Here is a 2,010-nt window from a genome sequence, read left to right on the forward strand (position 1 = left end):
GTTCGGTTGGCTGTTCTTTGGCTTCGTAGTAAAACGTACTTCTTGCGATTCGTAGGACGTCGCACATGGCTGATACTGAGTATTTATCACGATTGTTCTGGATGATAGCTACTTTCGTTCCATGATCAGCGCGGCTTGCTTTAAAATGTCATTCTCCAAAAGTAGTTGCTTGTTCTGTTTTCGAAGTTCGATCAGTTCTAATTCCTCTGGAGTCCAGTTGTCTTTCTCTTTGAAGGACCCAGATGTGGAACTCTGTTTCACCCATTTATCCAACGATGAAGGATTCAAATCGTATTCTTGAATGATATCTTTTCGTGCTTTGCCACTTTGATAGAGCTGAACCATCTGTGCTTTAAATTCAGCGCTAAAGGTACGTCTTTCTTTTTTAGTCATGATCCGTTAGTTTCTTCTAGGTTGGTCTGTAGTCTACTATATTAGACCACAATTTTTCTGTCTAGAAGAGTGTAGCCGATCCAATATCGAAAGCTACATCACACCGCACTAATAAAATTTCATTAGCGTAATCTCGAATTTGTTCGAGCCAATGACGAAAGTAAACAAGAGATTTCTCCCGAATTTTTTCATGAATTTCGGGCTTAATTAGAGGGCAGGTGGCTAGCCTTTAACACATGACCTCCCTGTTAAGAAATGTTCAGTTAAGTCCTAACAATATTTGTAGTCGTCTTAACCCCGCAATAAGATGCGATCAATTCCTTTCACCGTAACTATCGTTATAGATACTTAAATAGTTGCGATTTTTTTAAAAAAACCGGAAGAAAACGAAGATAACAAAAAGCAGGTCAATCATGGTGGTATCTGACCATAATCAACCTGCTAGATGTATCGGAATAGCGTTATTAGGATATAAAATTAAAGCATTTGATGTGCGTACAACCGAAATGAAGAAATCTTTATACGAGTATTACAAGGGTTATATGTGTTATTGGTTGAATGATGGGTTCATTCGGCACTGGGTAGCCCCACCATTATTTTGTTGCAATTACTAATCCACCTTCAAACCTAAAATATACTCTACTCTAGATTTTGCGGAATCACTTGTTTCTCTGATTTTGTATTCCCCTCTATCATCAATTAACTTTTTACATATTTGAATGTCTCTCGTCAGCATTTCAATGTCATTTTTATCGATATGCTCTTCAAATTTACTATTTTCCAAATAACTATTCAGTTTAGAATATATAAAATCAGCAATTTCTTTGTATTTCAAACTCTCTATTGCAATAGAAACAAAATATAGTGTTTTAGTAAACAAACTATCGTTTACTATTCTCCAATCTTCTTCGAGAATTTTTGCTGAAACCTGTGCTACATTTAATCCATCTTCCTCAATATATTCCTCAAAGTCTAACACTATAGATGATTTTATTGATTCATAACTTGCCAAGTTCATTTCCATCACTCCTTATTTCATACTTTTAGAATAGACATTCAACTCAATATTCGGGAACTTTCGTCTGAATTCCATGATTAGATTGGAACAACTTTGACACGCATCTAGTTCTGTAAACAAATCAATTCGCCCTTTAACATTAGGGTCTTTTATTTGAGAAGCAATATCTTCGAGAATTTTTGCCTCCGTGTCATTAAATCTTGGAAATTCATCATCGACATAACTTTTCAATGACTTATCAACTTTAGAATAACTGAAATCCCCTACATTACTACCAACGCTATCAGCAGAATGAATCTGGCTGTGTGCTTGAAATTTTTTTTTAATACCAGGAATACTCACATCTGCCACTGCGACATTTCCACTACTTAACTTTCTTAGTTTTCTATCAAGTTTATCTCTCTGTGTTTTTGAAAGATTTTTATATTCGTCGGAATTTCTTGTTTTTTCTATTTCTCTGTTAATATCACCTCTTACATTTTGAGTCTTCTCATGTAGGCTGTCTATTTTACGATTAGGTAATTTAGTATTACCCGTCCCCTAAGGAGAAAACGATCTTAGTCCGTATCGTCTACGTTACCTAAATCAAAATTTATGTA

At 35.2% G+C, this 2,010-nt stretch carries 2 protein-coding genes and 1 pseudogene; all 3 read right to left on the bottom strand.

Annotation, left to right across the window (positions count from 1 at the left end; genetic code table 11):
- Positions 1 to 393 (bottom strand): annotated as a pseudogene (locus JO375_RS18405) (transposase); the annotation flags it as partial.
- Positions 394 to 1,003: 610 nt separating this feature from the next.
- On the bottom strand, positions 1,004 to 1,411 hold the full coding sequence (locus JO375_RS18410) for a hypothetical protein (RefSeq protein WP_229525811.1): 408 nt from the start codon (positions 1,409 to 1,411) through the stop codon (positions 1,004 to 1,006).
- 12 nt (positions 1,412 to 1,423) lie between these two features.
- Entirely contained in the window at positions 1,424 to 1,918 is a 495-nt protein-coding gene (locus JO375_RS18415; RefSeq protein ID WP_322098756.1) for a deaminase domain-containing protein, read from the bottom strand.
- Positions 1,919 to 2,010: the final 92 nt, after the last annotated feature.

The organism is Paenibacillus farraposensis (genome assembly GCF_020736845.1).
GTDB lineage: Bacteria > Bacillota > Bacilli > Paenibacillales > Paenibacillaceae > Paenibacillus > Paenibacillus farraposensis.